6 protein-coding genes are annotated in these 6,961 nt (G+C 73.9%); 1 reads left to right on the top strand and 5 read right to left on the bottom strand.

What is annotated here, in order from left to right; translation table 11 throughout:
- A partial coding sequence (locus ACIBQ6_RS04035) for an ABC transporter ATP-binding protein (RefSeq protein WP_397210137.1) occupies positions 1-567 on the bottom strand: 567 nt, incomplete at its 3' end.
- Complete coding sequence (locus ACIBQ6_RS04030) at positions 564-1,658, bottom strand: biotin/lipoyl-binding protein (protein WP_358293187.1); 1,095 nt, start codon at positions 1,656-1,658, stop codon at positions 564-566. The genes ACIBQ6_RS04030 and ACIBQ6_RS04035, both read right to left, overlap by 4 nt.
- A 176-nt stretch (positions 1,659-1,834) precedes the next feature.
- Here ACIBQ6_RS04030 and ACIBQ6_RS04025 point away from each other — a divergent pair, with 176 nt between their 5' ends.
- The gene (locus ACIBQ6_RS04025; protein WP_397210135.1) at positions 1,835-3,616 is read left to right on the top strand and encodes an efflux RND transporter periplasmic adaptor subunit; all 1,782 of its coding nucleotides are present in this window, start codon (positions 1,835-1,837) and stop codon (positions 3,614-3,616) included.
- A gap of 115 nt (positions 3,617-3,731) precedes the next feature.
- Here ACIBQ6_RS04025 and ACIBQ6_RS04020 read toward each other — a convergent pair whose 3' ends face one another.
- From ACIBQ6_RS04020 to ACIBQ6_RS04010, 3 genes are all read right to left on the bottom strand, one after another.
- On the bottom strand, positions 3,732-5,276 hold the full coding sequence (locus ACIBQ6_RS04020; protein WP_358293190.1) for an alkaline phosphatase D family protein: 1,545 nt from the start codon (positions 5,274-5,276) through the stop codon (positions 3,732-3,734).
- Positions 5,277-5,404: 128 nt separating this feature from the next.
- Positions 5,405-5,995: an HAD family phosphatase gene (locus ACIBQ6_RS04015; RefSeq protein WP_358293192.1), complete on the bottom strand. Its 591-nt coding sequence runs from the start codon at positions 5,993-5,995 to the stop codon at positions 5,405-5,407.
- Positions 5,992-6,813 carry a hypothetical protein gene (locus ACIBQ6_RS04010; protein ID WP_397164215.1) on the bottom strand — a complete coding sequence of 274 codons (822 nt, stop codon included), beginning with the start codon at positions 6,811-6,813 and terminating at the stop codon, positions 5,992-5,994. The genes ACIBQ6_RS04015 and ACIBQ6_RS04010 overlap by 4 nt, the downstream gene beginning before the upstream one ends.
- Positions 6,814-6,961 lie beyond the last annotated feature (148 nt).

The following is a 6,961-nucleotide window of genomic DNA, read 5'->3' as shown; positions in this document are numbered from 1 at the left end:
GGGGGGGGCGGGGGTGCCCTGGGGGCGGGGGGGCGCGGCGCCCCGCAGCCGCGGGGGGGGGGGCCCCCGCGCCCGGCCCCCCCCCCCGCGGGGGGGCGCCCCGCCGGAGAGCTGGTTCGGCTCGTGGCGCACGCGGTCGGTCAGCCCGACCTGCTCCAGCGCGGCCAGGGCGCGCGAGCGCCGCTCGGCCGGGCCGACGCCGCCGTACACCAGCGGCAGCTCGACGTTGGCCAGCGCGCTCATGCGCGGGATCAGGTTGAAGGACTGGAAGACGAACCCCACCCTGCGATTGCGCAGGATCGCGAGCTGGTGCTCGGCCAGCCGTCCCACGTCGGCGCCGTCGATCTGGTACGTGCCGGAGGTGGGCACGTCGAGGCAGCCGAGGATGTTCATCAGGGTGGACTTGCCGGAGCCGGACGCGCCCATGATGGCGACGTAGTCGCCGCGTTCGACGTCCAGGCTGACGCCGCGCAGGGCGTGGACCTTGGCGTCGCCCTCGCCGTACTCCTTGACCAGGTCCTTCACCCGCAGGACGGGGGCCGCCGTCGCGGTGGCGGGGGCCGTCATCGCCCGCCGCCCGGCATGCCGCCACCGCCCGGGAACCCGCCGCCGAACCCGCCGCGCTGGTTGGTGCTCTGCGTGCCGGTCGCGGGCGGCACGAGCTGGTCGCCCTCGGACACCCCGGACCTGATCTCGGTGAGCGCCGTGCCCCGGACGCCGACCTCGACCGGGGTCCTGACCTGGCGGCCGTCCCTGAGCAGGGTGACCGTGGTCTGGCCGCCGCTGGTGGAGACCGCGGTGGAGGGGACGGTGACGACGTTCTCTGCCCTGCCGACGACGACCTCGACGGTGGCGGTCTGGCCCAGCCGGACCTGCGCGGGGACCTTGGTGAAGGTGACCGTGACCGGGTACTGGACGACGTTGTTGCTGGTGGAGGCGACCGGCTGGATCTGCGTGACCTTGCCGTCGGCGGTCACCCCCGGCAGGGCGTCGAAGGTGACGGTGGCGTTCTGTCCCTGTTCGAGCTTGCCGACGTCGGACTCGGTGAAGGTGCCCACGAGCTGGAGCCGTCCGGTGTCGGCCAGGTCGACGAACCCGCCCGTCCCTGTGCTGTTCCCACTGCCGCTGCTCTGCGACTGCCCCTGCCCCTGGGACTGGCTCTGGCTTCCGCCCGAGCCGGAGGCGGTGCCGCCGACGGATCCGTTGACCGCCGTGACCGTGCCCTTGAACGGGGCTCGCAGGACGGTGGCCGCGACCGTGCGCTCGGCCTGGCGGTAGGCGTTGCGCGCCTTGACGTAGGAGGCGTAGAGCGCGGCCGTGCCGGTGCCCTCGTCGACCGCGCTCTGGTACGTGGCCTTGGCCGCCGACAGGCTCTCCTGCGCGGCGGAGTCGTCGAGCCTGGCCAGGATGTCGCCCTTGTCGACCTTGTCCCCAGCCTTGACGTAGATCCGCTCGACCGTGCCGCCCGTGCCGAACGACAGGGACCTGATCCTGGAGCTGGCCACCGCGCCCGACGCGGACACCGACGCGGACACCGAGCCGCGGCTCGCGGTCACCGTGCGCACGGCCGTCTCGCCGGCCGCGCGGTCCGTGCCGAGCTGGACGTAGGCGAGCGTGGCCCCGCCCAGCAGGAGCACGCCCAGCGCTCCGTTGGTCATCAGCGCTCTGCGCCTTGTCGACACCTTCACAGCCGGTGACCCTTGCACACCAGCCTGCGCCGCAGCCGTGACGGAGCTGAACGTTCGCTGACAACCCGGGCCCGGGCGGGGTCACACAGCGAACTCTCAGGCTGCTCGCAGGCTGCCGTGAAGCTGGTCGGCCAGGATGGGCGGCCATGAGACCGACTTTCGCGCTGGGCGGGCTCGCCCTGGCCGTGCTCGTCGCCGGGTCGGGCCTGGCGCTGGCACTCCGCGACGACGACCCGCCCGCCGTCCGGGTACGGCTCGCCGCCGCCCAGCGGGGCCCGGTCACGGCCCTGGTCAGCGCCGCCGGCAACACCGTGGACGGTGCCCGCCGGGACCTGGCGTTCGGCTCGTCCGGGCCGGTGACCAAGGTGTACGTCAAGGTCGGGACCAAGGTGACCAAGGGCCAGGTGCTGGCCAGGATCGACGGGCGAGGGGCCCGCGAGGCGTACGCAGCCGCCAAGGCCGACCTCTCCGCCGCCCAACAATCCCTCACCACCACCACCTCCACCGGAACCACCGAAACCAGCTCCACCGGGACGACCGGCCCCACCGGCTCGCCGTTCTCCGCCGGGTCGCCGAACGCCGCCAACTGCCCCACCCCGTCGGCCCCCTCGAAGCCCACGCCGCCGGTCACTTCGAACCCCACCCCGACCACCGGTGGCACCGGCCCCGCCACCTCGCCCGTCCCGCACACCGGCACCGCTGCCACTCCCGGCAACGCCGCCACCCCTGGGGGCGCAGCCGTCCCGGGGGCGACGGGCGGCCCTGGCACGGCCGTCGGCGGAGGTTCGGCGGGAGAGGGCGTCTTCGGCCCGACGACCCCGCCTACCACCACCCCGCCCGCCACCACCACGCCCACCCCCACCAGGACGCCCACCCCCACTCACGAGCCCTCCGAGCCCCAGCCCACGGTGACGGTCACCGCGACCGCCACGGTGACGGCGACGGTGACCGTGACCGTGACGGCGACCCCGCCCGGAGGCGGCACCCCCGGAAGTAGCCAGACCCCCGGCACACCGTCCAACCCCAGCGAACCGTCCACACCGGGCGGCCCGTCCACCGCCGAGCCGCCCGCCACGGCCAGGCCCTCGACCACCGCGCCCCCGTCCGCGACCGCCAGGCCCACCGCCAAGCCCACCGCCAAGCCCACCGCGAAGGCCACCGCCAAGCCGCACGCGACGGCCTCCGCCCGTCCCACCGGCTCCTGCTCACCCGGCACGACCTCCCGGGACACCACCGCCAGGACCGCCACCACCCCCAAGGACGGCGCCAGGGGCGGGATCACCGAGGACCAGGCCGCCGCGAACGTCGACCGCGCCGAAGCCGCCCTTGAGGAGGCCGCCGACGCCGTGCGCGCCACCCGCATCGTGGCCCCCACCTCGGGCACCGTCCTGTCCGTGGCGGGCCGGGTCGGCGACACGGCCGGCACCGGCACCTTCATCAGCCTCGGCAACCTGAACGAGCTCCAGGTCCAGGCCATGGTCACCGAGTCCGACGTCAACCGGCTCAAGCTCGGCCAGCAGGCCGCCATCACCCTCGCCACCCGTCCCGGCGAGCGCCACGGCGGCACGGTCACCGCGATCGCCCCGACCGCCACGGTCGAGGACCGGCTCGTCCGCTACTCCGTCACCCTGGCCTTCGACGAGCCGCCCGCCGGGCTCATGCTCGGCCAGACCGCCACGGTGTCGGTGACCACCGCCGAGGCCAAGGACGCGATCTACGTCCCGGCCGCCGCCGTCCGCAGCCGTTCCGACGGCGCCCAGGTGGTCACCGTGCGCTCGGGCGGGCACGACGCCGCGAAGGTGGTCGCCACCGGCGTCCGCGGCGATCAGTACGTCCAGATCACCTCAGGTCTGGACGAACGGGACCAGGTCGTCATGTCCGGCACCACCACCGGCGAGTTCCCCGACGCGACCTGGCCGGGCGCCTGACCACCCGCCCCGGCTCCCAGCCGGCCCTCAGCCCGCTCCCAGCGAACCCTCAGCGAACGAAGCCCGCACCCCCCGCGGCTCCCCGGCCGACGAAGGCTGCGCGCCCCGCCGTCCCTCAGCCATGGCGGGGCGCGGCCCGGCCGGCGGCTGAGCGGGGCGGTTCGGCCGGGATCGTGAGCCGGTGGGCGGTGCGGGCCCGCGCGCCGCGGCGGGAGATGTAGTCGAGCGTGCGGAAGTCCACCGACAGCTCGTCCCGGGTCAGCCGGGCCATGAGGTAGCCGCGCCGCTGATCGATGTAGGAGATGTGCGGATTCTCCTGCAGGGCCTCGGCGATCCACGTGCGATCCCGGTAGCCGTCGCCGTCGCTGGCGATCGACGACGTCACCAGCTCCCTGGCCACCACCGGCGAGTCCGGGTCGTCGAAGTCGGTCTTGAGGTCGGCCAGGTGGTGCATGTGCGCGTCCCCGGTCAGGACGACGGGGTTCGAGGTGCCCGACAGCGACCCGAGCAGGCGGGTGCGCTCGGCGGCGTAGCCGTCCCAGGAGTCGAGGTTCACCTCGCGGCCCGGCCCGATCCTGTAGTCGCGCTGGGCCATCAGGATCTGCTGGCCCAGCAGGTTCCACCGGGCGCCGGACCCGCTCAGCCCCTCCTCCAGCCACCGCCACTGGGCGGACCCGAGCAGCGTGCGCCCGTCGGACAGCCGTTCGTCGCAGCCGGCCCGCACCCCGTCCAGGCAGGCCTGGTCGTCGCGGAACTGGCGGGTGTCCAGCAGGTGGAAGCGGGCCAGCGTCCCCCAGGAGACGCGCCGGTTGATGCGCAGCACCGCTCCCTGGAGGCTGGCGCGGCGCAGCGGCATGTTCTCGTAGTACGCGCGGAAGGCGTCGGCGCGGCGGCGGGCGAAGCCGGGCGCGCCGGTGCTGGAGACGGGGCCGGCCCAGTTGTTCTCCACCTCGTGGTCGTCGAAGGCCACCAGCCAGGGCGCGACCGCGTGCGCGGCCTGCAGGTCGTGGTCGCTCTTGTACTGGGCGTGCCGCAGCCGGTAGTCGGCGAGGGTGGCGCACTTGCCCGGCGTGTGCGTGCGCACCCGTCCGGCCAGGGCGGTGTAGCCGCTGGGGCCGTACTCGTACATGTAGTCGCCGAGGAAGACGACCAGGTCGGGCTCCTGCTCGGCCAGGCGGCGGTAGGCGGTGTAGTAGCCGTGCTCGTAGTGCGCGCAGGCGGCCACGGCGAAGGTGAGCGGGCTCTCCCCGGCGGGCGTCGTCCGGGTGCGGGCGGCGGGCGATAGCCTGCCCTGGCTCCTGAACCGGTAGAAGTAGTCGCGGCCGGGCTCCAGCCCGTCCAGCTCGACGTGCACGCTGTGGGCGTCGCGCGGCCGGGCGGTCGCGGTGCCCGACCGCACGACCGAGGAGAACCGTTCGTCGGTGGCGACCTGCCAGTCGACCTCGACGTCGCGGGCGGGCATGCCGCCGCGGCCGTCGCCGCCGAGCGGGTCGACCGCCAGCCTGGTCCACAGGACGAAGCCGTCGGCGGAGGGGTCGCCGGAGGCCACGCCGAGGGTGAACGGATCGGATCTGAGTGTCGTGGCGGAGGCGGGCGAGGTGACGGCGCGGGGCGCGACGAGGCCGGCTGCCGCCGCTGTCAGGAACGTTCTGCGGTCCACGCTCCAGGTATGTCCGCCCGCGCTGACCCCGTCGTGGCCCCGTCATGACAGCGGAGTCAAGCGTGGGTGAACAGCGCCGGTCGCCCGGCGGGAGGCCGGCGGAGAGCCGGCGGAGAGCCGGCGGGAGGTCAGCGGGGCAGCTCGCGCAGGGACTTGCGGAGCGCGGCGGCGCTGGTGAACAGCACGCCGGTCATGCCCGCGCGTTCGGCGCCCTCGACGTTCTCGGCCCGGTCGTCGACGAAGACGATCTCGGACGGGTCGGCGCCCAGCTCGCGGGCGACCTCGTCGAAGATCTCCCGGTCGGGTTTGACCAGGCCCATCCTGCCGCTGTAGAAGCGGTGGCCGATGGCGGCGATCCAGGGCAGCTCGTCGAGGCCGTCGGCCATGCAGACGGGCATGTTGGACAGCAGCGCCACGCCGTCGCCCGCGTCGAGGACCTCACCGAGGACGGCGACCGTGCCCTCGTCGGGGTAGGCCCAGCTCGCGACGTCCATGGCCACCAGGCGGGCGACCTCGGACGGGGTGGCGGCCCGGTCCAGCACGGCCGACCAGTAGCCGACGGGGCTCAGGCTCGCCCGGTCGAACTCCAGGCGGTGCTCCCAGTAGCGGCGCAGGAACGCCTCGGGCTCCGCGCCGACGGCCCGCGCCATGGCCTCGACGTCGGCCGCGGGCTGCGGCAGGGACAGGACGTTGCCGTAGTCGAACACAATCCACGTCATGCAAGGAATGGTCGCAGATGCGGGTCGAGCGCCGGGCAGCCCAGGTATTTCTCGGCCGTGTGGAAGTCGATCCAGTCGAGGTTGACCAGCTCCTCGACGTCCACGCCGGTGAAGCTGGCGCGCAGGGCGGGCGGGATGGCGGCGATGTCGTCCTTGTCGGCGATGTTCACCCAGCGGGCGACGTTCTTGGGGCGTTCGCCGAGGCCGTTGACGGGGGCGGGCAGCAGGCGTTCGAAGACGACGTTGCGCATGCCGAGCGGGCTGCCGAGCGTCAGCAGCAGGTCGACGGGCAGGTCGGGGTTGGCCCACAGGGCCTCGTAGGCCACGACGCTGCCGAGCGAGTGGGCGATCACCACCCGCGGCCGGTTCCTGCGGATGGCGTCGGCCACGGCCAGCCGGCACTTCTCGCGCCGCTCCTGGTCGGTGAGGTAGACCGCGACCTCGGGCGCGAACAGCTTGGCGAACGCCGCCGACCTGCTGTCGAGCTTGCCGAGCAGCCATCCGGTGAACGACTTGAGCGCGCCGGTGACGTGCTCGCCGAGCCCGAGGTCCTTGGCCCATTCGACGAGCACCTGCTGGGTGGCGGCCTCGACGCGCGCCGCCGCCTGCGGGGAGCTCTCCCCGGGCTTGGGGTCGCGCAGCAGGTGGGAGAAGTAGGCGACCTCGCTGAAGTAGGCGGCCGTCTCGCCGCCGAGCGCCGCGTGCAGGTAGCGGTCCCACTTGAGCCGCATGGCCGCGGCGGCCCCGGTGGCCGACCCGCCGGCCTCCAGGTAGTAGTTGTACTTGCCGATCCCGTGCACGCCCACGATGGCCGTCACAGCGCCTCCCCCTGACCGCTCGATCTTTCCGCGGATATTGGCATACGCCGCCCGTCCCCGCCCGTCAAGAGCCGCCGGAGTTTAGTCTTGCCTAAAGGTTTAGGTAGAGCTAAAGTGGAGTCACGAGGACGGACAGCGTCGAGAGCGA

Origin of the sequence: Nonomuraea sp. NPDC049655 (assembly GCF_044465465.1) — a bacterium.
Lineage (GTDB): Bacteria > Actinomycetota > Actinomycetes > Streptosporangiales > Streptosporangiaceae > Nonomuraea.
Note: the sequence above shows the minus strand (reverse complement) of the source record. Positions and strands in the feature narration are given on the sequence as shown.